This is a genomic window from Fictibacillus sp. B-59209 (assembly GCF_036216745.1).
In the GTDB taxonomy this organism is placed as follows: domain Bacteria; phylum Bacillota; class Bacilli; order Bacillales; family Fictibacillaceae; genus Fictibacillus_C; species Fictibacillus_C marinisediminis.
Window position 1 is genome coordinate 39,418 of the sequence record NZ_JARMMC010000016.1, and the last position, 23,474, is coordinate 62,891.

18 protein-coding genes and 1 other annotated feature are annotated in these 23,474 nt (G+C 44.1%); of the genes, 2 read left to right on the plus strand and 16 right to left on the minus strand.

The window, feature by feature from the left end:
- Nucleotides 1–18: 18 nt before the first annotated feature.
- Complete coding sequence (locus tag P4361_RS12010; RefSeq protein ID WP_328089580.1) at nucleotides 19–2,667, minus strand: valine--tRNA ligase; 2,649 nt, start codon at nucleotides 2,665–2,667, stop codon at nucleotides 19–21.
- A gap of 45 nt (nucleotides 2,668–2,712) precedes the next feature.
- Nucleotides 2,713–2,961, minus strand: a binding site (T-box leader).
- 178 nt (nucleotides 2,962–3,139) lie between these two features.
- Between P4361_RS12010 and P4361_RS12015 the strand changes: the two genes are divergently transcribed.
- Entirely contained in the window at nucleotides 3,140–3,352 is a 213-nt protein-coding gene (locus tag P4361_RS12015) for a hypothetical protein (RefSeq protein WP_062234076.1), read from the plus strand.
- 38 nt (nucleotides 3,353–3,390) lie between these two features.
- Here P4361_RS12015 and ysxE read toward each other — a convergent pair whose 3' ends face one another.
- The 9 genes from ysxE to hemA form a co-directional block, all read right to left on the minus strand.
- Nucleotides 3,391–4,434, minus strand: a complete 1,044-nt coding sequence (gene ysxE, locus P4361_RS12020) for a spore coat protein YsxE (RefSeq protein ID WP_091004137.1) — start codon at nucleotides 4,432–4,434, stop codon at nucleotides 3,391–3,393.
- Nucleotides 4,431–5,351, minus strand: coding sequence for a hypothetical protein (locus tag P4361_RS12025; RefSeq protein WP_062234070.1), 921 nt, complete (start codon nucleotides 5,349–5,351; stop codon nucleotides 4,431–4,433). Before P4361_RS12025 ends, ysxE begins: the two co-directional genes overlap by 4 nt.
- 15 nt (nucleotides 5,352–5,366) lie before the next feature.
- Nucleotides 5,367–6,719 carry a LysM peptidoglycan-binding domain-containing protein gene (locus tag P4361_RS12030; protein WP_328089581.1) on the minus strand — a complete coding sequence of 451 codons (1,353 nt, stop codon included), beginning with the start codon at nucleotides 6,717–6,719 and terminating at the stop codon, nucleotides 5,367–5,369.
- Between the two features lie 119 nt (nucleotides 6,720–6,838).
- On the minus strand, nucleotides 6,839–8,122 hold the full coding sequence (hemL, locus tag P4361_RS12035; RefSeq protein ID WP_328089582.1) for a glutamate-1-semialdehyde 2,1-aminomutase: 1,284 nt from the start codon (nucleotides 8,120–8,122) through the stop codon (nucleotides 6,839–6,841).
- Between the two features lie 18 nt (nucleotides 8,123–8,140).
- Nucleotides 8,141–9,109 carry a porphobilinogen synthase gene (hemB, locus tag P4361_RS12040; protein WP_062234059.1) on the minus strand — a complete coding sequence of 323 codons (969 nt, stop codon included), beginning with the start codon at nucleotides 9,107–9,109 and terminating at the stop codon, nucleotides 8,141–8,143.
- 1 nt (nucleotide 9,110) lies between these two features.
- On the minus strand, nucleotides 9,111–9,869 hold the full coding sequence (locus tag P4361_RS12045; RefSeq protein WP_053357666.1) for a uroporphyrinogen-III synthase: 759 nt from the start codon (nucleotides 9,867–9,869) through the stop codon (nucleotides 9,111–9,113).
- Nucleotides 9,866–10,798: a hydroxymethylbilane synthase gene (gene hemC / locus P4361_RS12050; RefSeq protein WP_062234054.1), complete on the minus strand. Its 933-nt coding sequence runs from the start codon at nucleotides 10,796–10,798 to the stop codon at nucleotides 9,866–9,868. The genes P4361_RS12045 and hemC overlap by 4 nt, the downstream gene beginning before the upstream one ends.
- 34 nt (nucleotides 10,799–10,832) lie before the next feature.
- The gene (locus P4361_RS12055) at nucleotides 10,833–11,660 is read right to left on the minus strand and encodes a cytochrome c biogenesis protein (protein WP_091004126.1); all 828 of its coding nucleotides are present in this window, start codon (nucleotides 11,658–11,660) and stop codon (nucleotides 10,833–10,835) included.
- Nucleotides 11,661–11,698: 38 nt separating this feature from the next.
- Nucleotides 11,699–13,039: a glutamyl-tRNA reductase gene (hemA, locus tag P4361_RS12060; RefSeq protein ID WP_328089583.1), complete on the minus strand. Its 1,341-nt coding sequence runs from the start codon at nucleotides 13,037–13,039 to the stop codon at nucleotides 11,699–11,701.
- Between the two features lie 519 nt (nucleotides 13,040–13,558).
- Here hemA and P4361_RS12065 point away from each other — a divergent pair.
- Nucleotides 13,559–14,035, plus strand: coding sequence for a LiaF transmembrane domain-containing protein (locus P4361_RS12065; RefSeq protein ID WP_053357662.1), 477 nt, complete (start codon nucleotides 13,559–13,561; stop codon nucleotides 14,033–14,035).
- Between the two features lie 20 nt (nucleotides 14,036–14,055).
- On the opposite strand, the gene yihA is transcribed toward P4361_RS12065, so the two are convergent.
- From yihA to P4361_RS12095, 6 genes are all read right to left on the minus strand, one after another.
- Nucleotides 14,056–14,646 (minus strand): ribosome biogenesis GTP-binding protein YihA/YsxC, encoded by a 591-nt coding sequence (gene yihA / locus P4361_RS12070; RefSeq protein WP_053357661.1) that lies wholly within the window; start codon nucleotides 14,644–14,646, stop codon nucleotides 14,056–14,058.
- Nucleotides 14,643–16,967 (minus strand): endopeptidase La, encoded by a 2,325-nt coding sequence (gene lon, locus P4361_RS12075; protein WP_256226240.1) that lies wholly within the window; start codon nucleotides 16,965–16,967, stop codon nucleotides 14,643–14,645. Before lon ends, yihA begins: the two co-directional genes overlap by 4 nt.
- A gap of 242 nt (nucleotides 16,968–17,209) precedes the next feature.
- Entirely contained in the window at nucleotides 17,210–18,883 is a 1,674-nt protein-coding gene (gene lonB / locus P4361_RS12080; protein ID WP_062234043.1) for an ATP-dependent protease LonB, read from the minus strand.
- Nucleotides 18,884–19,157: 274 nt separating this feature from the next.
- Nucleotides 19,158–20,432 carry an ATP-dependent protease ATP-binding subunit ClpX gene (clpX, locus tag P4361_RS12085; RefSeq protein WP_053357658.1) on the minus strand — a complete coding sequence of 425 codons (1,275 nt, stop codon included), beginning with the start codon at nucleotides 20,430–20,432 and terminating at the stop codon, nucleotides 19,158–19,160.
- Between the two features lie 380 nt (nucleotides 20,433–20,812).
- Nucleotides 20,813–22,108, minus strand: coding sequence for a trigger factor (gene tig, locus P4361_RS12090; protein WP_328089584.1), 1,296 nt, complete (start codon nucleotides 22,106–22,108; stop codon nucleotides 20,813–20,815).
- A 114-nt stretch (nucleotides 22,109–22,222) separates the two neighbouring features.
- Nucleotides 22,223–23,275 (minus strand): hypothetical protein, encoded by a 1,053-nt coding sequence (locus P4361_RS12095; RefSeq protein ID WP_328089586.1) that lies wholly within the window; start codon nucleotides 23,273–23,275, stop codon nucleotides 22,223–22,225.
- Between the last annotated feature and the right edge of the window lie 199 nt (nucleotides 23,276–23,474).

Consider the following 23,474-nt stretch of genomic DNA (forward strand, 5'->3'; position numbering starts at 1 on the left):
CACTTTCAGGCTTTCTTTTTATGCTTTCAGTTCTTGAATGCGCTGGCGGACTTTATCGCGTTTTTCGCTATAGTCCTTTTCTTTTGCACGCTCTTCTTCGATTACTTTTTCAGGCGCTTTCTTCATGAAGCCTTCGTTGCTTAGTTTCTTCTGTACACGCTCGACTTCTTTGTTGTATTTTTCAACTTCTTTTTCAAGACGCTGAATTTCTTCGTCTAAATTAATCAATCCTTCAAGCGGCAGATACATTTCAACCCCGGTAAGTACAGCACTCATTGATTTATTCGGTGCAGATAGATCTGTTCCGAGTGTCAATGTGCTTGGGTTACAGAACTTTTCAAGATAGCTGCGGTTTGCCTCAAGCGCGTTCAGCACTTCCTCACTCTTGGCATTGATCTGAAGCTCGATCGGTTTGCTCGGTGCAACGTTCATCTCAGAACGGATGTTACGTACTGTACGGATGATTTCCGTTACGAGATTCATATCTCTGGCGGCTTCCGGGAAATGAAGATCTTCACGCTTCGCTGGCCACTGAGCCACTGTGATGGATTCACCCTCATGAGGAAGATGCTGCCAGATTTCCTCGGTAATAAATGGCATGATCGGGTGAAGCAGTCTCAATGTGTGATCCAGGACATAAGCCAATACAGATCGAGTCGTTTTCTTTGCTGCTTCATCTTCTCCATAAAGCGGCAGTTTCGCCATCTCGATATACCAGTCACACAAGTCATCCCAGATAAAGTTATAAAGGAGACGGCCAACTTCTCCAAATTCATACGTATCGATCAGCCTTGTTACATTTTCAGCGGTTTCGTTGAAACGGGTTAAAATCCATTTATCCGCCAGGTTCAGCTCTCCAGTAAGATCAATTTCCTCAACTTTCATTCCGTCCATGTTCATAAGGGCAAATCGGGAAGCATTCCAAATCTTATTGGCAAAGTTCCAAGTAGATTCTACCTTTTCCCAGTAAAAACGAAGATCGTTTCCTGGTGAGCTGCCTGTGGATAGGAAGAAACGAAGAGCATCCGCTCCGTATTTTTCAATAACATCCATCGGGTCAACACCATTGCCAAGAGATTTACTCATCTTACGGCCTTCGGAATCACGTACAAGTCCGTGGATCAATACATCATTAAACGGCCTTTTTTCTGTAAACTCCATGCCTTGGAAGATCATGCGTGCTACCCAGAAATAAATGATGTCATAGCCGGTAACCAATGCATTGGTCGGGTAATAACGCTTGAAATCAATCGCTTCTTCATCCGGCCACCCCATTGTGGAGAACGGCCATAATGCGGATGAGAACCATGTATCCAATACATCTGTATCCTGCTCCCAGTTTTCTTCATCTTTCGGCGCCTCGTGGCCTACGTATACTTCGCCTGTTTCTTTATGGTACCAGGCAGGAATTCGGTGCCCCCACCACAGCTGTCTTGAAATACACCAGTCACGGATGTTTTCAATCCAGTGAAGATACGTTTTCTCAAAACGCTCCGGTACAAAGTTTACTTTGTCCTCTGTTTTTTGAAGCTCGATCGCCTTTTCTGCCAAAGGCTTCATCTTAACAAACCATTGTGTGGAAAGATAAGGCTCAACTACTGCTCCACTTCTCTCAGAGTGCCCTACGGAATGCATGTGGTCTTCGATCTTGAAAAGAACTCCTGCATCTTCCAGGTCTTGAACAATTTGTTTACGGCATTCGAAGCGATCCATGCCTTGGTACTTTCCGGCATTTTCATTCATTTTTCCGCCTTCATCCATAACAAGGACACGCTCAAGGTTGTGGCGGTTTCCAATTTCAAAATCATTCGGGTCATGAGCAGGTGTGATTTTTACAGCACCTGATCCAAATTCCATATCTACATAGTCGTCCCCGACAATCTCAATCTCGCGCCCGACAATTGGGAGAATTGCTTTTTTGCCAATCAAATGCTTGTAGCGCTCATCTTCCGGATGAACGGCAATGGCGGTATCACCAAGCATCGTTTCCGGCCTTGTTGTTGCGATTTCAATATGGCCGGATCCGTCAGCAAGAGGGTATCTCATATGGTAGAACGCACCCTGTACATCCTGATGGATAACTTCAATATCAGAAAGAGCTGTTTTTGTCTGCGGATCCCAGTTGATGATGTATTCGCCTCGGTAAATCAGTCCTTTGTTGTAAAGCGTTACAAACACTTCACGAACAGCATCAGACAAACCTTCATCAAGGGTAAAACGCTCACGCGAGTAATCGAGGCCAAGTCCAAGCTTTGACCATTGATTGCGGATAAAGTCAGCATACTCTTCCTTCCACTCCCAGGCTTTCTCAAGGAACTTTTCTCTGCCAAGATCGTAGCGGGAAGTGCCTTGTTCACGGAGTCTTGCTTCAACTTTAGCTTGTGTAGCGATTCCGGCATGGTCCATTCCAGGAAGCCAAAGTACATCATAGCCCTGCATTCTTTTTGCTCGGCTCAGGATATCTTGAAGTGTTGTATCCCATGCATGGCCAAGATGCAGTTTGCCGGTAACGTTCGGCGGCGGAATGACAATGGTATATGGCGTTTTGGATTCATCACCCGTTGCCTCAAAAAATTTGCCGTCCACCCAATATTTATACCAGGAATCTTCGGTTGCCTTCGGATCATATTTCGTTGGCATTGTAAGTTCTTGCTTTTCAGTAGACATGAACGTCTCCTCCTTCTCAATACAAATAAAAAAGCCCCCTCCGTCTCAAAGGACGAAAGAAGCATTGTTCGCGGTACCACCTTTGTTTGCAGAAAGCAGAAATAAACGCCTTTTGCACACTCATTGCCGGATAACGGTTTTTCGCCGTCTTCTTCTAGAAAGGCCGTCTGCCTTTGTTCAAAGAAGCTGCTCCAGGGCGACCTTCCATCGCTGTTTCCTTAGGAAATCTCTCAGCCATCTGATTTCCCTCTCTTTAAGGACAGTCGTTGTACTCTTCCCTTTCAAAGCAAGTTATATGATTTCATTGGTTCTATTTTAACTAGTAAAACAGGAAAACGTCAATAGTTTTCCCATTTGTTGTAACAATTATTCTATTCTTATACAAGAAATATGTGCATTCCGGCAATATTCACGAATAGGCAGGCTGGTGAATACCATGATATCAACCTAGATGTACGAAAGAAGGATAGTTATGGCCAGACGTTATTTTAAAAGAAACCGCACGCCGTTTAAATTTCAGGTTCCCGATTGGCTTCGGACAGCAAGGGATATCGTAAGCCAATTTACAATACCTCTGATCGTGTTCCAGATCATCCGTACCATTCTGTTCCCTTCCGGCATTGATTTTGTAATCATGCTTATTTTAATCATTCTTCACTTTTGCTTTTCCTATGAGGTGTTATAAAGAAAAGCGGAAAATAAAAAAAGATCACATATAGGCTACTATATGTGATCAGTATTTTCATTCATATCGAGCGGTTCCGGCGGCGGCGGGGTCAGGATCAGATCACAGAAATCCCTGATGTGCCTCATCGCTGAAATTCGTTTTTCCAAACGGTGGACAAACTCGATTTGGCTGTATCGTTCCCTTTGATGACGATATAAATCAACGGAGTTAAAGATTGGTTCGGGATAGCTCATATAGCTGACCAAGAGGCTTTTTTCCTCCTCGAGGAGTGGAATGTGCCTTTGATACAGCGAGAGCAGCCTCCCGCCCTCTTCTCTCGTCCAGTTCGAAAGGTGTACTGCTTTTCTGAAGAAGATCGCCAAATCTCTTACAGGCGTATCAAGCACTGCTTTTTCAAAATTGAGGAGATGCGGTTCCCCATGATGAGAGAATAACAGATGATTTCGTGATAGTTTGCCGTGGCAAAGTGCACTGCGATACCTTTTTTCCGCATGGCAGGCATCATACCAGTCTTTCAAACGGCGTTTTGCTTCCTCCGCCATTTTCATCATGTGGTGAAAATGGCTTAAATACGTCAGCTCAAAAGGAGACATGTACGGCATGCGTTCGGATTCTTCAGCAAACCTCTCCATTTCAAGCTGGCGTGTTTCCCATCTCTGCATTAAATACTGAAAAGAATGGTCTACCACTTCTGGCGAGAAATCCTGTTCTTTCAGGGTCAGATAATGAATTTTTCCGATCTCATCGATCATCACTTCTTCCCGCGTCTGGCCGAGCCGTTCACCACCTGCAAACCACGGCATGAGATAGTACGTTTTGTTTCCATGCTGTACGGTATAATCACCGTATTTAGTTGGATAGAGCGGCACCACCTGATGATAGCCGATTTCCGACAATCGGTGAACGACATGGGTAAACCAGTTCGATTCTTCTTCGTTTAAACTCGTTTCCTTTAAAGCAAACGTGCCTCTTTTTGATATCACTTTTTTCACTTTGCCGAACGCTTCGATTTTCTCTGGATAAAGATCGTACTGAAATAAAACCGGACCATAATTGACGTTTTCACTTGAATGGCTCACAAAGCCACCCTCTTTCGTTTATCGTCCATCCAGTCAGTAAAACAGTGAAGCAGGATTCTGTTAAAATCCCAATCCTGTTCAAAAGATTCAACGCAAGCAACAATGTGTGAAAGCTCTTTATTCTTTAACTGATCCACACAATCCTGAAGTTCCCATGGTGTCAAAATCTCTGCCAGAAGCAAATATCCCTGTTCCCGTTCCAAAGAGAAATGTTCATTGATGCAGGTTAATAATTTCCGCAGTGAGTAGGGGCCGCATTCCTTTAGCCACTCGGTCAAAAAATTGCGCAACGGGCGATAACCCTGTTCAGGATAACCATTGCTTCCCCGGTAAAATAATATATTAAAAATTTGTGCTCCATTGCTCATGTGTGTATCAGAATCAAGGAGCGGAAGCGGCACATTAGAGGATGCCTGTTTGAGTTCCATGGCAAGGTTCAGTCTTTTATTTGCTTCAGGCAAAGAATTTCTGACACTGACAAGTTCATTGTAATCCTTGCTTAGTTTGTGGATCGCTGCCAGGCAGGCGTCAAAGGAATAGTGATCAGCATGGGTAATGGAACCAAACTCTTTTTGCAGATCTAGGCCCGCTTGAAGCATGTTGCCCAAGAGAAGGCCCCACCTTTTTTCATGGCCTCCCCTTTCATGCCGGCCTTCTACATAATCATGCAGGGTAAGGTACCTGCCTTCCAGCTCAACCCATGGATTTCCATCCGCCGTCCTGATCATTCGGTCTGCTACAGCCAAACTGTTCTTGCCGACTTCATCCCTCCATCGGACATGCCAGTTTAAAAGGTTCAGATCATTCCAGATCCTGATCCGTTTGACCCCGCAATCAGTGTCCACCAGGCTTTCTTTATCTTTCCATGTCACGGTTTGAAGATCATAATGCTTCTTGATTTCATGTAATAGGGTCATCGCTTCCACCCGACCTTAACGGCTTTGTGAAACTGGGATGTAAATAATTTGGCCTTCTGCGACCTCTTCCTGATTGATCCTGTTGACTCTCATCAGAGAATGAATAGAGATATCATAGCGTTCACAAATGCTGTCAAGCGATTCCCCACGCTGTATAATATACATTTTTACCTTTGAAAACCTATCTTCATTTCCAGAAAGCATTTTTGTTAAATATAATGCATTTTCCTCTTTCCTTGCCTCAGTGGAGGAAACTTTTTCTTGTTCCTCCTCCCGCTCCTGCTCCTGTTCAAATGCTTCTTGAGGCGGCTGCTGATTGTAGTTATAAGCTTCCTGTTCTTCCGAATGTATATTGATCTGCTCGATTTGAGGCAAAGCAGGCGGCGGTGGCGGCGGTGTATAGGAAGGTGTATAGTAAGAAAGTGACTTTAAAGCCGGAATCCCATTGTCAGCCGGTTCTTCCTGATATTCTTCCTGATATTCTTCCTGATATTCTTCCTGATATTCTTCCTGATATTCTTCCTGATATTCTTCCTGCTCTTCTTGCTCTTCCATTGCTTCCGCTTCAGCAAAGGTTGGGGTTGGATAGGCTGCCGGTTCATCGTCTTGACGGTTGTAATTGATCGCTGGCTCTGTGAATTCTGCTTGCGCAGGTTCGCTTTCCGGTTCAATGACCGGCATCTCGTACAGCTTCTTGGCTTCAAATTGGAAAGGAGCAAATATTTCTTGTTCTTCCGTTCTTGCTTCCTCTTCTGAATTCATCTCATCCTGCTGCTCATTCTCTTCAAACCTGGCTTCAAATACGGGAACCTGGAACGGCTCGTATTCCGTTTCTTCATTCATCGGCGTTTCCTCAAATGTCATGCCCTCATCTTCCATCGCCTGACCCTGAAAAGATTCTTGCTCCTCTTGGGCAGGTTCTTCATTCCCATCCTGAATGCCTGAGATGGAAATGGATGCAGTTAGCTCCAGGCAGGTTGGATTGGGAAGCTCATAATCAAAGGCATCAACAAGAACAAACACCTCTTCAAGCTTTTGGACCCGTGTTGAAGGGATCGTGATGTCAACAGGGAACCGATGATCCAGCTCTGCTATCCCCTCATCGTTCATTTTCAGCTGTGTCAGCGAACGATAGGAAACCTGCTCTCTGAGCGAGCCTGTTTCCAAATTGAGAGAATTCCCATCATCCATTGCACATGGACGGTACTCTCCATGCAGCTTTAAAGCTCCTTTAACACAAACCTGGCCGCCTTCTTCAGTGATCTGAATATCAGGCTCCAGTGCCATTGATAAAACTTCTGCAACTTCCTGTCCTTTCTTTAACCAGACAGACTCCTCTATGGAGAAACGCAGCTTCGATGGATTCATGCCTTTCTCCTCCTTTCAGCCAAATATCTCATACGTTACAGGATTATGACCAACTTGGTAAAAATATGATTGGAAAGAGAAGAACAAAAAAAACTGCTCCTCAAAGGAGCAGTTTGTCTTTATAGTCTGGAGAAGGCTTTTTCACATGCAGCAATGGTTTTCTCAATATCCTCAACACTGTGTTCAGTTGATAGGAAGAGACCTTCAAACTGGGAAGGAGGAAGTGAGATTCCTTCTTCCAGCATATATTTAAAGTAGCGTGTGAAGTAATCAAGGTTAGATGATTTCGCAGTTTCGTAGTTCACCACGTCCTCATCGGTAAAGAAAAATCCGATCATAGAGCCCGCACGGTTGAAGCTATGCGGAATGCGGTATTTTTCTGCAGCCGCTGCAATCCCCTCAGCGAGGCGGTCGCCTTTTTTTACAAAGTCCTGATACGATTCCGGTGTAAGCTGAGACAGAGTCTCATAACCCGCTGCCATCGCCAGAGGATTTCCTGAGAGAGTTCCTGCCTGATAGATTGGACCGCTTGGTGCGATCTGCTCCATGATCTCCTTCTTCCCGCCGTACGCGCCGACAGGAAGGCCTCCGCCAATGACCTTGCCAAGGCAGGTAAGATCAGGAGTAACGCCAAAATATCCTTGCGCGCAATGGTAATCCACACGGAAACCGGTCATGACTTCATCAAAGATTAAAAGAGATCCATATTGTTTGGTTACCTCTCGAAGACCTTCCAAGAATCCTTTTTTGGGAGGGACTACGCCCATGTTTCCGGCAACCGGCTCGACGATAATACACGCAATGTCATCACCGAACTGCTCAAACGCATAGCGTACACTTTCAAGATCATTGTAAGGGACAGTAATGGTGTTCTTAGCGACCGACTCAGGAACTCCCGGGCTGTCAGGAAGTCCAAGCGTAGCCACACCTGACCCTGCTTTAATGAGCAATGAATCGCCATGGCCATGGTAACATCCTTCAAATTTCAGGATTTTGTTTCTGCCTGTATAACCGCGGGCAAGGCGAAGCACACTCATCGTCGCTTCTGTTCCGGAGTTCACCATTCGGACGATTTCAATGGAAGGGACCCTTTCTACAACAAGCTTGGCGAGCATCGTTTCCCACTCGTTCGGAGCTCCAAAGCTCGTACCAAGCTCGGCTGTTTTTTTAAGGGCATCCACTACTTTTTCATTGGCATGTCCAAGGATTAAAGGACCCCAGGATAGCACGTAATCTATATACTCATTTCCATCGATGTCATAGATTTTGGAACCTTTTCCGCGTTCCATGTATACAGGATCCATGTTTACCGATTTAAACGCACGCACAGGGCTGTTGACACCGCCTGGCATGTATTTCTTGGCTTCCTGAAAGGCTGCACTTGATTTTTCAAAGCTTCTCATGTTTAAATCCTCCTGTCCTTAGCGGTTTAACCAGCGTGATACATCTTTCGCATGATACGTAATGATCAGATCAGCACCTGCACGCTTCATGCCTGTCAATGTTTCCATCACGATGCTTTCTTCATCAATCCAGCCGTTTTGGGCAGCGGCTTTAATCATGGAATATTCACCACTCACATTATAGGCGACAAGCGGAAGAGGGTAACGGTCTTTCAGTTCACGCAGTACATCCAAATATGCAAGCGCCGGTTTTACCATAAGGAAGTCTGCTCCTTCTTCAATATCCGACTCTGCTTCACGCAGTGCTTCCAGGCGATTGGCCGGGTCCATCTGATAAGATTTGCGGTCCCCGAACTGAGGAGAGCTGTGAGCAGCCTCTCTGAACGGCCCATAATAGGCAGAGGAATATTTTACAGAGTATGACATGATCGGCACATTGATAAAACCCGCTTCGTCCAGTCCTTCACGAATCGCTGCAACAAACCCATCCATCATATTGGAAGGAGCAATGATGTCCGCTCCAGCTTTTGCTTGAGAAACTGCTGTGTTTGCAAGCGCAGAGAGTGATTCATCATTCAGAACTTCTCCGTCCCGAATGATCCCGCAATGTCCATGGTCCGTATATTGGCAAAGGCATGTATCAGCAATAACGGTAAGCTGCGGAAAACCATTTTTTATTTTCTTGATCGCTTTTTGTACAATTCCATTATGGTCATACGCCGAGCTACCTGCATCATCCTTATGGTCGGGTACTCCGAAAACCATAACAGAACGGATGTTAAGGTCCACAAGCTCTTGCATTTCCTCTTCTAGATAATCAAGTGATACGTGGTATACACCAGGCATGGAAGGGACTTCCTGCTTAATGCGCTCACCTTCTACAAAAAAGATCGGATAAATCAAATCGTCTGTTCTTACATGCGTTTCCCTCACGAGTGCACGCATACTCTCACTGCTTCGCAATCTTCTATGACGCTGAAAATTCATATTATTTCTCCTCTCCGATAAAACTCTTCACAGCCTCTATTATACCTTCTTCTGTATAATCAGTGGCACTGATCCGCTTATGAAACCCGGATTGTTTCGCTTTCGCCTCTGTTACTGGCCCTACACAGGCTGCCCAAGTGTTCTTCTGGTACATTACCCGGCGATCACCAGCCGCTTCACCGAAATAAACAACACTGGAAGGGCTCATAAAAATGATCACGTCCACCTTCTCGGGTAGCTGGTGTATTGATACTTCTGCCTTCTTCGTCTCGTAAACGATGATCTCGGTTACTTGTGCAAGGTCATGTAGCGTATTTGCCACCGTCTGCTTCGCAAGGCTGCCTTTTGGAACGAGTACTTTGGAACCCGGTTTCACTCTTTTCTTTAATTCTACCGCCAGTTCTTTCCCTTCATACTTCCCCGGCATCAGATCAATAGAAACTCCATTCTCCTCAAGCCTTCTACCGGTTTTTGGGCCGACCGCCGCTATTTTCTGAGAAGTAAACGTCTTCCCGGTCTCCTGAAGCATTTGAAGAAAATAACGTACCCCGTTCGCACTCGTAAAGACCACCCAATCAAACTGCTCCAGCTGCTGAAGCACAGCTTCTTCTTCTGAATCCATGGTTGCTTTTGCTATGTGCAGTACCGGAAAGCTGACAGCCTCTGCCCCTTCTTCTTCAAGCTTTGCAAGAAGACTTGCAGATTGATGAGCCGGCCTTGTGACGACAACCGTCTTTCCCGCTAAAGGCCGGGACTTCATATTCCCAGGTCTTTCTTTACTTTCTCAAGGATCTCAAGTGCACCTTTCTCCTGAAGCTTAACAGCTAGTGTCACTCCGAGCATGTTAGGATCATCCGAGACAGCCTGCTCCTTGATTACTGTTTTGCCATCAGGAGTAGCAACAAGCCCAGTTAAGGAGATCTCCCTCTCTTCTGTTCTTTCTGCGTAGGCCGCAATCGGCACCTGGCATCCGCCTTCAAGCGTGTGAAGGAATGCGCGTTCTGCCATCACCGTTTTGTACGTGTCTTCATCATTCAAATGCTGAAGAAGAGCTCTAAGCTCAGCATCGTCTCCCCTGCATTCAATGGACAGAGATCCCTGTCCTACCGCAGGAAGGCTCAGTGACACTGGCAGGTATTCAGTCACCGTATCCGCTGACCAGCCCATTCTTTCAAGACCTGCAGCCGCAAGAATGATAGCATCAAACTCACCAGATTTTAATTTACCAAGACGTGTATCGATGTTTCCTCTGATTGATTTAATTTCAAGATCCGGACGGACATGCAAAAGCTGTGCAGCCCGGCGGAGTGAGCTCGTACCGACAATCGATCCTGCCGGAAGCTCTTCTAACGAGTTATATTTTTCTGAAATAAAGGCATCCCTTGGGTCAACACGTTTAGGTGTGCAGCCGATGATCAGCCCATCCGGCAGAACAGAGGGCATGTCCTTCATACTATGTACTGCCATATCAATCTCTTTATCAAGCATGGCCTGTTCAATTTCTTTCACAAACAGCCCTTTACCTCCTACTTTTGAGAGAGTGACATCAAGGATCACATCTCCCTTGGTCACGATTTCCTTCACCTCGAACTCAAAAGGAAGGCCCAGCGCCTTCAATTGGTCAATGAACCAGTTTGTTTGAGTGAGTGCCAGTTTGCTTCGTCTTGAACCTACTATTATTTTTCTCATCTATAAAAACCTCCTAAAAGAGTGACCGTAGGCCTTATTGATACCAAAAATGAAATTCAGTAAGGGTAGATGCCAGAAAATAATTGATCAGAACGATAAGAAAAGCTCCCGTGTTCCAGATCGCCAAAGTCTTTCCTTGAAGACCCTTCGCCACTTTTTGATATAAAAACACACTGTATACTGCGATGACGATAAAAGACGTAATGACTTTGGCGTCAAGCAGTGAAAAGCCCTGTATCTTTAAGAATGCCCAGATTACGCCTAGTATTAAACTTAAAAGCAGAATTGGAACACCTGTCATATTCAGTACAAAGGATAACCTTTCAAGGGTAGACAGGCTTCCAAGACGCTGCAGCCTCTTGCTCCACTTTTTCTTCTTTAAGAGCCTGTGCTGAAGCAGATACATGATCGAAAAGATAAAAGAGAGGGTGAATGCACCATAGGAAACGAAGGCCATCGTAACATGGATCACCAGCAGCTCCGAAATGAGACGGGTCGACATCTCATCACTCACCTGTTCTCCAGGAGCAAAAAGATTAATAGACATAATCAAAAATCCGAGCACGTTCGTAAAGAATACTAAGAAATCGATCCTGAAAAAATAGTTCATGACCAAAGAGAAAGTCACTAAGATCCAGGCATAAAAAAACAAGCCTTCAAAAGGCGTTAAAATAGGCGGACGGCCTACTTCTATCATTCTCTGGACAAAAAATACCGTCTGCAGCATCCAGACAATAGAAAGCAACCAGAAGGCCATTCGGTTAGCCTTCCGGTTGTTTTGTAAAAAGTCGATAAAATAACCTATGATGCTTAAAGCATACAAGATGATTGTTGTATCATATATCCAATTTGCGTTCTGCATATCAGAAACTCCTCTCTAGGAGCCCAGTGACATTCCCGTTACAGAGGCAATGAAGGGGATGTTTCACTTAACTTTGTTGATTCCATTTCACTTTTTAGCTCTTGCCGTTTAACCTCTTCTTCTAGCGCGAAGATCTTTGTGAAAAATTCAAGCGCCTGATCCGCCCCAGGTTCTCCGGCTTGCTCTTTAATCCTTACGATTGGATCGCGCAGCAGCTGATTCACTATGCTTTTGGTATGCTTACTCAACACTTTTTTCTCACGGTCCGTTAACTGAGGCATTTTACGCTCAATGCTCTGCATTGTTTCCGCTTGTACAGCGAGCGCTTTTTCACGCAATGCAGTTATCACCGGCACAACTCCAAGCATGTTGACCCATGAATGGAAGCCTATAATTTCTTCTTCGATCATGATCTCGATCTTTTCAGCTTCTTTCTTTCGCTCAGCCAAATTGGCTTCTACGATGCCTTCCAGATCATCTATATCGTAAAGAAAAACGCTTTCCAGTTCGTCCAATGATGGATCCAAATCACGTGGAACGGCGATGTCCACCATGAACAAAGGACGGCCTTTTCTTTGCTTAAGTACAGATTGAACCATCTCTTTTGTAATAACGTAGGAATCCGATCCGGTTGAAGTAATGACGATATCGGCATGTGCCAGCACAGATGTTAAATGCTCCACAGGGTGAGCCGTTCCTTCAAACCGCCCAGCCAGTTCTGACGCTTTTTCAAACGTTCGGTTGACGACATGGACACTGGCTACGCCATTGCTGTGAAGATGCTTGGCAGTCAGTTCACCCATCTTGCCTGCACCCACGATTAAGATGTCTTTCTTTTCAAGCCCGCCAAAGATTTTCTTTGCAAGCTCAACAGCAGCATAACTTACAGATACAGCATTTTCCCCAATTTCTGTTTCCGAGTGGGATCGTTTTGCAAGTGTTATTGCCTGTTTGAACAGATGGTTAAAGATTGTGCCTGTTGTTCCTTCCTGTTGTGCAAGAAGGAAGCTGTCACGAACCTGTCCGAGAATTTGCGTTTCTCCGAGAACCATAGAATCAAGACCCGCAGTAACTCTGAAAAGATGCTCGACAGCGATCTCTTCTTCACGGATAAACAAGAACGGATTCAGTTCATTTGTATCAATAGAAAACCATTCTGCGAGGAAAGACTTCATGTAATAGCGCCCTGTATGGATCTGATCCACCACGGCGTATACTTCTGTCCGGTTGCATGTTGAAACGATCGTACATTCCAATATGCTTTTTCTTTCCCGCAAAGCCTTCAAAGCCTGGTCCATCTCATTTGGATTGAATGCAACTTTTTCTCGAATCTCAACAGGTGCTGTCTTATAATTTAAACCGACAACAAGGATGTGCATCCCACTCACCCCCTTTATCTCTATCGTAAATACCACAGTAAATATCCATAATCATTATAACATGTACTATGAAATAATCATTTTAAAATTGTGAACAGAATATGAATCGTATGCTATGATAGGACAAGCGAAATAGTTCTTCCCTATTCTGTCCAAACCGTAACAAACTATAAAAAAATAGCGCTAATTAAAAAAAATAATAAACTAATACCCATATAAAAATAACAAATTTCGACCCTTTTAGCAAAGGTTTGATTTACTCGTTTGGCTATTTTCGCAATCTTTGGTGCTCTTAGGAGTGGTTGATTTCCGTTTCAGGTTGCTCGCTTTCCGCGGGGCGTGCGGTGAGCCTCTTGGCGCAGGCGCCTGCGGGAGTCTCACCTGTCACGCAAGTCCCGCAGGAGTCTCGCACCTTTCACTCCAATCAACTTGTCAAGGAAGGAAGCTAGACATAAACCCTGCACCAAGCAACAATCTTTAAGATAAGAGCCATTCGTGTCAAATGATTTGGAGGTTATAATGAAAGGTAAAGGAAATTTTTCAGGAATTGTATTGCTGGGAATCGGGCTATTTTTCTTAGCTCGGCAAATGAACGTTACATATGTACTTCCCTATTTAACTTGGCCAACTTTTCTAATCATCATCGGCTTGGCCTTTCTTGTTCAAAGTGCAAGCGGAAAAGAGGGCCCAAGTGCTTTTTCTGCGATCCTGCTGCTTGGCTTAGGCATCCATTTTCACGCCATATCTCATATTGACGGCTGGCCCAAGGAGCCTGCCATGATCATCCTTATTATAGCTCTTGCCTTTTTATATATGTATAAGCAAACCAAAGAGGGCTTGCTGGCAGGCATTGTACTGCTTGCCATCTCAGGATGGAGCTTCTTCAACAAATCAGACACTCCCTCGATCAAAGAATGGTTTTCGTCCATTGAAGGATTTTGGCCGTTCATCCTGATCGGAGTTGGTGCTTATTTTATCTTTATCAAGAAAAAATAAACCAGAGCAGATGCTCTGGTTTATTTTTTTTGTGTGTATCCAAGGATGGTGCTCCATGCAGCATCCTTCCCATAGCCCGTTTCAGAAGAAAAAAGAATCAGCGGATCGTCTGGTTTCTTTTTCAATGTGTCACGGACGACTTTTAAATGTTTTTCCCATTTTCCTTTTGGAATCTTGTCACACTTGGTGGCGACAACGATGACAGGGATGTCATGATATTTCAGCCAATCATACATTATCACATCGTCTTTGGACGGTGCATGGCGTATATCAACGAGCTGGACAACAGCTTTCAGCTGTGGCCTTTCCATGATATAACGTTCAATCATCCTGCCCCAGGCTTCTCTCTCGCTCTTTGAAACTTTAGCAAATCCGTATCCCGGAACATCCACGAAATAGAGCTGCTCATTGATGATGTAGAAATTAAGAGTTTGCGTCTTACCTGGCCGTGATGATGTTCTGGCCAGGTTTTTGCGTGCAATCATTTTATTAATAAATGAAGACTTCCCAACGTTTGAACGGCCGGCGAGGCCGATTTCCGGTAGCTGGTCTTCAGGATACTGCTCAGGCTTTACTGCCGAAATGACGATATCTGCTTTTGTTACTTTCATTTACTATCTCCCACTAACGCATGTTTTAACACTTCATCCAGATGAGATACCGGTATAAACGCAAGACTGCTGCGGACACTTTCCGGGATATCATCTATGTCTTTTTCATTTTCTTTAGGCATGATAACAGTTTGGATTCCAGCACGATGGGCGCTTAATGATTTTTCTTTTAAGCCGCCGATCGGCAGAACACGGCCGCGAAGTGTGATTTCACCCGTCATGCCTACATCCTTGCGAACAGGCTTTCCTGAAAGTGCGGATACCAATGCCGTTGCGATGGTAATACCTGCAGAAGGTCCGTCCTTCGGTGTTGCTCCCTCCGGAACGTGAATATGAATGTCCGTCTTTTCATAAAAGTCCGGATCAATTTCGAACTCCTCTGCTCTGGAACGAACGTAGCTCAGCGCCGCCTGGGCAGATTCCTTCATTACGTCTCCGAGCTTACCGGTAAGAATCAATTTCCCTTTTCCAGGCGTAAGAGCGACTTCAATAGACAGCGTATCGCCGCCTGCGGTTGTATACGCCAAGCCTGTAGCTGCTCCTACCTGATCTTCCATCTCAGCCTGGCCATATCGGAAGCGCGGTTTTCCAATATAGCTCTCGAGGTTTTTGTCAGTGATGGTAACCCTTTTCTTCTCTCCTGACACGATCTGTTTGGCCGCTTTTCTGCATAAGCCTGCAATCTGGCGCTCCATGCTCCTAACGCCTGCTTCTCTCGTATAGCTTCGAACGAGTTTAAGAATGGCATCTTCTTTCAGCTGAAACTGCGATTTTGTCAATCCGTGCTCTTTTAATTGTTTTGGAATAAGGTGATTTTTAGCGATATGAACTTTTTCCACTTCTGTATACCCTGCGATTGAAATGATCTCCATACGGTCAAGCAGCGGGCCAGGGATGGTCGCCAGGCTGTTCGCTGTTGTAATGAACATAACCTTGGAAAGATCATAAGGTTCTTCGATGAAATGGTCGCTGAACGAATTATTTTGTTCCGGATCCAGGACTTCCAATAGGGCAGAGGATGGATCGCCTCTGAAGTCATTGGACATTTTATCGATCTCATCAAGAAGGAACACTGGATTGATCGTACCTGCCTTCTTCATTCCCTGTATGAGTCGGCCAGGCATCGCACCGACATATGTTCTGCGATGGCCTCGGATTTCCGCTTCATCACGCACTCCTCCAAGGGAAATGCGGACAAAATTTCTTCCGATCGCTTTTCCAATGGAACGCGCGAGCGACGTTTTACCGACACCAGGCGGTCCGACAAGACAAAGGATGGGCCCTTTCAATGAATTGGTTAACTGCTGAACAGCCAAATACTCCAGCACACGCTCTTTTACTTTTTCAAGTCCGTAATGATCTTCGTTTAAGATCTTTTCTGTACGGATGATGTCCAGCTGATCTTTCGTTTCCTTTGTCCAAGGCAAATTGATCAGCCAGTCGATATAGTTTCGAATGACCGAGCTCTCAGCAGAAGACCCTGGCATTTTTTCATAGCGATCCAATTCTTTAAGTGCAATCTCCTGCACATTTTCAGGCATATCCGATTTTTCAATTCTTTCTTTGAGCGAGGAGATTTCGCCTGTTTTGCCCTCTTTATCTCCAAGTTCTTTCTGAATGGCTTTCATCTGTTCACGAAGGTAATATTCCTTCTGTGTCTTTTCCATCGCCTTTTTGACACGCTGGCCGATCTTCTTCTCCAACCCTAATACTTCTTTTTCATTGTTCAGGATGGAAATAAGATGATTCAATCGTTCCTTTACGTCAACAATTTCAAGAATATGCTGTTTTTCTTTAATTTTTAACGATAGATGGGAAGAAATCACATCTGCCAATCGTCCCGGTTCTTCGATATCTTGCACAGAAGCCAACGTTTCAGGTGTTACCTTTTTGGAAAGGTTTATGTACTGCTCAAATTGCTGAAGAGCCGTTCTCATAAGGGCCTGAATTTCCAAATCCTTTTCGCCCTTGTCTTCTATCAGTTCTACTTCTACCTCCAAGTATTCCTCACGGTCGATGAACTGCTTTATTTTTCCGCGCTTAATACCTTCAACGAGCACACGGATCGTGCCGTTCGGGAGCTTTAGCATCTGATTTACTTTTGAAAGGGTTCCGATTTCATATATTTGTTCACCGCTCGGATCTTCTACAGCTACTTCCTTTTGTGTTGAAAGGAAAATATGCTGATCATCAAGCATGACTTGCTCCAATGCCTGTACGGATTTTTCCCTTCCTACATCAAGGTGAAGCACCATGGTGGGATACACCAGCAGGCCGCGAAGAGGAAGGAGGGGAAGGATGCGGGTTGTTTGTTCGTCCATTTAACACACCTCCGAATACTGCTTAATGTATTGAATGATTTCAAATTCATGCAGCCTATTTTTAGATTAATGGCATTTTCAGCTTCACAGCAGTATTTAGTTCGCCTCAGAGAGCTTTAACATACAATTGTAATGCCACAAGACAATGAAGAAATTTCTTCAGTCTTTGTACAATTCTACCTATAAAGAGCCATTTTGTCTAATTGGAGCTCATTTTCATACTCGAAAGCAAAGCCCCCTCTTCAGACAGATTTAGGAGGGGACTGTAAAAAGGCTGAAGCAGGAATGGCCTGCTGATTACCTTTATCCATTTCAGGAAAAGCGAGTTGAAACACCTGAGATAATTTTGTCACTGGAATGATCTCTATGCCAGTGATCTCCCGAAGTATAGCCTGATCGTTATCTTTTGGAATGATGACCTTCTTGACTCCCGCAAGTTTAGCGGCTAATACTTTGGCCATCACGCCTCCGACCGGCTTCACTTTTCCATGTACGCTTAATTCACCGGTCATAGCCAGTTCATTATCAATCTCCACATTGTGGATCGCTGAATAAATTGAAGTCGCGATCGCAATCCCTGCTGACGGCCCATCGACCGGCCCGCCGCCTGGAAAATTGACATGAATATCATACAGCGCAGAATCTACTCCCATATTTCGAAGGACGGTCAGTACATTTTCGACCGATCCTTTTGCCAGGCTTTTTCTTCTGATTGATTTTGTATTATTGCCGATCGATTCTTCTTCCACTATACCTGTTATCGTAATCGTACCCTGTTTTTTCGCAGGTAAAACGGTGACTTCAATCTCCAGCAATGATCCGCTGTTAGGGCCGTAGACTGCAAGTCCGTTTACTAGCCCCACCTTTGGTTCTTCAGAGATCTTACTCTCTGGACGCGGAGTCATCTGGCTGGAATGGATGACCCATTCCAAATCCGCTTTTTTGATGAAATTTCGGTCTTCTGTAATCGCCAGCCCTGCTGCAATCTGCATCATATTTACGGCTTCACGGCCATTTTTAGCATACTTGGAGAGCAGCTCGACCGAATCTTCTTCTACATTCATGGTTACTTTATCTGCTGCTTTCATAGCGATCTGCTGAATTTCGGGAGGCTGAAGCTCTCTAAAGAAGACTTCCAGACAACGTGATCGGATAGCAGGCGGAATTTCATCAGGCGTTCGTGTGGTTGCCCCAATTAGCCTAAAATCAGCAGGAAGGCCATTTTGAAAAATATCATGGATGTGTGAAGGTATGTTTGTATTTTCTTCATTATAATAAGCGCTCTCTAAAAATACTTTTCGGTCTTCTAGTACTTTGAGCAATTTATTCATCTGAATCGGGTGAAGTTCTCCAATTTCATCAATAAAAAGGACGCCGCCGTGAGCGTTTGTTACCGCTCCTTGTTTTGGCTGTGGAATTCCTGCCTGCCCCATCGCCCCCGCTCCCTGATAGATTGGGTCATGAACGGAACCGATCAAAGGATCTGCAATCCCACGTTCGTCAAATCTGGCTGTCGTTGCATCCAATTCAACGAACACCGAAGTGGGACGGAATGGTGACTTCTTATTCCGCTTGGCCTCTTCGAGTACGAGACGTGCTGCAGCGGTTTTTCCGACACCTGGAGGTCCATAAACAATCACATGCTGTGGATTAGGTCCGCAAAGCGCAGCATGCAGAGCCTTGATACCATCCTGCTGGCCGACGATATCAGCAAACTTCCCCGGTCTGACTCGTTCAGACAGCGGTTCAGTCAAAGAGATCGACCGCATCTTCCGCAATTGGTCCATTTCCTTCTTTGATTCTTTATCAATACTCACTTTCTGAGTGCGCTGGCTCTTCAACAAGTTCCAAAAGTAAAGTCCAATTACAATTCCAAAAAACAGCTGAATGAGTAAAGCGATTCCAGTCCAGTTCATTTCTTCCTCCCGAATTTTTTTTATGCTCCTAGTATCTCCGAGTGGGTACTGGACTAAACAGAGAAAATGGAAAAGGTGAGGAGGTTATGCTTTAGAATCGCTCAAGTTTTCATAGATAAAAACATAGGCTTTTGTTAGTCAATGGTGTCGACTGTTGGCAGTAATAACCTGAGGGTCTCTTTCAGGGTCAGTACTTATTAAAAACGAAAATCAACACTATGTTAAATAACCCAAAACAAAAAAACCAGCCCCTAGAGGCTGGTTTTAATTCTTCTTACGCACTTTCTTTCGGTGTTTCCTTTTTAGGTTCCACAATTGTGCCGTCCTCAAGTTCGAGTTTTGGCGGAACTTTATCAGCTACCGTTTCTTTTGTAATGATACACTTAGCCACGTCTTCTCGGGAAGGAAGTTCGAACATAACGTCCAGCATCATTCCTTCAATGATAGAACGCAGACCACGTGCACCAGTTTTACGTTCGATAGCCTGATTAGCAATTTCAGTAAGAGCTTCTTCGTTGAACTCAAGTTCAACACCATCAAGATCAAGAAGCTTTTGGTATTGCTTAACGAGCGCATTTTTTGGTTTTGTCAAAATTTCAACAAGTGCATCCTCATCAAGCGGAGTTAGACTTGCAGTCACAGGCAGACGGCCGATGAATTCCGGGATAAGACCAAAGCGAAGCAAATCTTCAGGCAATACTTTTGCCAGGTATTCTCCTGCTTTAAGTTCTGCCTGTCTGGATTCAGAGCTGAATCCGATGACTTTTTTCCCTAAACGGCGTTTGATGATTTGTTCGATGCCATCAAATGCACCACCGCAAATAAATAGAATATTTGTGGTATCGATTTGAATGAACTCCTGATGCGGATGCTTTCTTCCGCCTTGCGGAGGTACGCTTGCAACGGTACCTTCTAAGATTTTAAGAAGGGCCTGCTGTACACCTTCACCAGATACATCACGGGTAATGGAAGGATTTTCAGACTTTCTGGCAATTTTATCGATTTCATCAATGTAAATAATGCCTTTTTCAGCTTTTTCTACATCGTAATCAGCCGCTTGAATCAATTTAAGCAAAATGTTCTCAACGTCTTCGCCCACATAACCGGCTTCTGTTAAAGAAGTCGCATCAGCAATAGCGAAAGGAACATTTAGGATTCTGGCAAGCGTTTGAGCCAATAGCGTTTTACCGCTTCCTGTAGGCCCGATCATGGCGATGTTACTTTTTGCAAGCTCCACTTCATCGGACTTTTGTGAAGAATTAATGCGTTTGTAGTGGTTATATACTGCTACGGAAAGAGACTTCTTAGCCTGTTCCTGTCCAATGACATATTCATCGAGAATCTTGCGGATTTCCATTGGTTTCGGAACTTCCTTAAGCTCTACATCCTCTTCTGTACCAAGCTCCTCTTCCACAATTTCAGTGCATAGCTCGATACATTCGTCACAAATATATACACCTGGTCCTGCTACCAGTTTACGAACTTGATCCTGCGTTTTTCCACAAAAGGAACATTTCAGCTGCCCTTTTTCGTCATTGAATTTAAACAATGAAATCACCCCTAAACCTTAAATTGGATGAAACCAATTACCTTTTCATACCGTTTCCAGATATGCTTGTTTCATTACACCGCAAGCAATTATTTCAAGTGCTTACTGATTTCATTTCCGCAAGTTTATGTATTGGATTGTATCATATATCCCCTAATGAACGGAAATAAAAACCCTTCCTTGACAATTAATAGTATGTATTTGGCTGGAATCAATGTGTTCTATAAGTATTAACCTTATGGCTTATTTTAAAACCTTAATCCTAAAATAAAGCCTTTAAAAAAGTTTCAATAAAAAAGCGCTTTTTCCTGCCAAGAATGATAAATAATTATATAAAACAAGGCACGAAAAGTTCGTGCCTTGCCAGACCTTACTCTATCTTATGCAATTGTTTTGCTGTTATCCACTAGCAGGTCAATAGCTTTTCTGATTTTAAGATCAGCTGCTACAGCGTCGTTTCCGCCTTGAATAGCAAGCATTTGCGTAATTTTCTCTACGTCCATGTTGTACATTTCAGCCATTTTCTTAAGCTCTTCATTGATTTCTTCTTCCGTAGCTTCAATTTTTTCAGCTTCAGAGATCGCTTCAAGTACTAGGTTCGTTTTCACGCGTTTTCCAGCATCTTCTTTCATTTGCTCACGAAGAGCAGCTTCATCCGTGCCAGAGAACTGGAAGTAAAGGTCAAGGTTCATACCTTGCATTTGCAGACGTTGTCCAAATTCTTGAACCATACGGTCTAATTCTGTGTTGACCATTGCTTCTGGAATATCTACTTCTGCTGCATCAACCGCTTTGTCAACGACTGTATCGCGAGTGTGGTGCTCAGCTTCATGCTTTTTGCTTTCTTCAAGCTTCGTACGGATGCTTGCTTTAAGAGCGTCAAGCGTTTCAACTTCTGCATCAGCTTCTTTAGCAAACTCGTCGTTTAGCTCAGGAAGCTGTTTTGATTTAATTTCATGGATTTTCACTTTGAAGACTGCAGGCTTACCAGCAAGCTCAGTTGCATGGTATTCTTCAGGGAACGTAATGTTAACCTCTTTTTCAGTACCTGCTTTGTCTCCGATCAATTGCTCTTCAAATCCAGGGATGAAAGAACCAGATCCGATTTCAAGTGGATAGTTCTCAGCTTTTCCGCCTTCGAACGCTTCTCCGTCAACGAATCCTTCGAAATCGATAACAGCTGTATCACCGTTTTCTACTTCGCCTTCTTCTTTTACAACAAGCTCAGCTTGCTGCTCTTGAAGACGCTTGATTTCGCTGTCAACATCTTCGTCTGTTACAGATGCGTCGAATTCAGTAACTTCAAGCCCTTTATATTCACCAAGCTTAACTTCAGGTTTTACTGTAACTTTAGCAGTGAAAACAAGGTTGCTTCCTTTTTCCATTTGCTCGATGTCAACCTCTGGACGGTCAACTGGATCAATTCCAGCTTCTTCTACAGCTTGGCTGTATGCTTGCGGCAAGATGATGTCCAGAGCATCTTGGTATAGAGATTCTACTCCAAAACGCTGTTCAAACATTTTTCTTGGCATTTTTCCTTTACGGAAACCTGGTACGTTTACCTGTTTAACCACTTTTTTAAATGCCTGGTCAAGAGCTGTATCTACTTCAGAAGCCTCAACTTCAATCGTTAAGACACCTTGATTACCTTCTAACTTTTCCCATTTTGCACTCATTCAAAGTTCCCTCCAACATTACGTATTTCATTGAAAATCTTACATTTTCGTTACAACCATTCCATTATATCATAACAGACTTGTATTTCAACAAAGACCCGGATTGTTTCCGTATTAGTATCCTTGAAATTTATTCGGGCCGAACGTAAACCTCTCAATATCAAGGAGCTGTTCGACCGCTTTTTCTAAACTTTCAGGATGGATCTCGATTTCGGATTCGATGGCATCACAGGTGTCCATACCGCTCAGTTTACCAGCTGCACACTGAAGGGCACGTGCCCAATAATGAGAATCTGCCGGTTCGGGCACCTGAGGATAAATAGCAAGTATGTAGTCCCACCAAATCGTAACAGCAAATTCTGTCAGAGTCGGATTATCCTGTTCCAGCCGATCCTCCAATTCTTTTTTTACTTCAAGGTTAAATGGATCTTCATAGACATCGTGAAGTTCCTGAATGTTGATGGAATAGGTATTTCCAAACTTATGTAAGGTTACGTTTTCCTGTATGTCCTTTGATTTTAAATAGTTTAGTGCCATGGTCTTGATGCCTGGGTTACCCTCTTCATTTTCTAAGAACTCCCGGTAAACCGCTATAGTATCCTCTGGATTCATATAGCTTAATTGCTGCATGGCAATCCACTGGTTATGTATTTCACCACTTGTCATCATGTTCCGAAGGGTTTCAATTTCTTTGGAACGGTCCTGGTGCGGCTCTGGTGATAGATCAATCGGCGGTTCTGAATCATCTGTCATCTTCCGGCTGAAATGCAAAAGCTGATAAAAGGATTCTGCCTGAGCGGCTGGAAGCTGATGTTCCTCAAGCACCGCTTCAACAACTGACACGACGGATTCATATTCTGAAAGCTGAATAAGGACAGAAAGATAAATCTGCAATACATCAAAATATTCTCCGATTCCCTGCTTGAGCATTTTATCTGCTCTTATTTTCGCTTCTTGAAGCTGGCCAAGTTCAATCAGGCTTAACACAACACCCAGATGTCCCTGAGAATGTCCCGGTTCTATCTCCAGCAGCTGAAGAAAACAGGATAAAGATTCCTTAAATTGCTTTGCTTTTAGGGAAGACATTCCTTTTTCAAGCAATCTGGCCGGCAAATTAGGGAACAGTACGACATTGCTGATTTTCTTACCTTTTTTTTCATTAGCCATTAGGTTTCTTCACTTCCAGTTTCTATTTGCATCAGTTTAACAGTTTAAAGGCGTAAACTCAAGATGAGTCAGTCTTCACGAAGTAACAATAAATCCTGCACAGCCATTGTGCAGGATTGCTCATATGTACAAATTTCCCTATAAGGGATAGGGAATAATAGGATAGAAGGCTTACGCCATCCCGATGCCACTAAACACT